Genomic DNA, 848 nt, shown 5'->3' on the forward strand with positions numbered 1-848 from the left:
CCCCTGCACGGCGAACCCCTCCCCCTGGAGTTCGCCAACACCGTCCACCCGGTGGCCGGTGAACTGCTGGACTGCTTCCGTTCGCCCAACCACCTCGCCTGGTGGCTGTATTCCTGCCGGAAACGACTGGGAACGGAGCTGCCCGACGCCGCCCTGACCGGGATCGACCACGCCGAACTGCAGTGCTTCGTACTCCTCCGGGACACCGTTCGCCGGCTGCTGGACGCCCGGGTGAACGCCGGGGATCCGGAGCCGATGGACGTGGCGACGATCAATCTGGCCGCGGCCCCCGCCCCACCCCATCCGGTCCTGCACTGGCCCGCCGGCGAGGCACCCCGCGCGGTCACCCCCCTTCCCGCCGCTCCCCTCGTCTCCGTACGCGCCGAGATCGCCCGGGAGGTGATCCGCCTGCTGTCCGGGGGGACGACCGTCGTACCCCGCGCCTGTCCCGCCCCGGGGTGCGTCTTCTTCTTCGATCACTCCCGATCACGCCGCAATTGGTGCTCACGGGGATGCGGCAATCGGGCCCGGGCGGCCCGCCACTACGCCCGGCACCGGCGGGGCGGACCGGACCACCCCGAGGCGCACCACCGGGAGGATCGGCGGAGAACCTAACGGTCGAAGGTGTGCGGGAGTGTTGGATCGGGCGGCCCGGTGGTGAACTTCCGGTGATCGTCGGGGGTATCGGTTTTTCCGATTGCTGCGATCTGTGGTCCTCCGGTTGAGGACCGGCCCATCCCTTCTACGTTTCCTGACGTCACATGAAGAGGTCGTGGTGGAGAAGCGTCGGTCCTCCCACCCGGCCCCGACAGACGGGAACTCCACCGCATGTCCCACACGACCCACCC

General features: G+C 69.8%; 1 protein-coding gene. It reads left to right on the top strand.

Annotated features, from left to right (window positions below):
• Positions 1 to 615, top strand: a 615-nt coding sequence (locus FOE67_RS27240; RefSeq protein WP_182667480.1) for a CGNR zinc finger domain-containing protein, incomplete at its 5' end; no start/stop codon positions are given.
• Positions 616 to 848: the final 233 nt, after the last annotated feature.

Source organism: Streptomyces calidiresistens (assembly GCF_014141525.1).
GTDB lineage: Bacteria > Actinomycetota > Actinomycetes > Streptomycetales > Streptomycetaceae > Streptomyces > Streptomyces calidiresistens.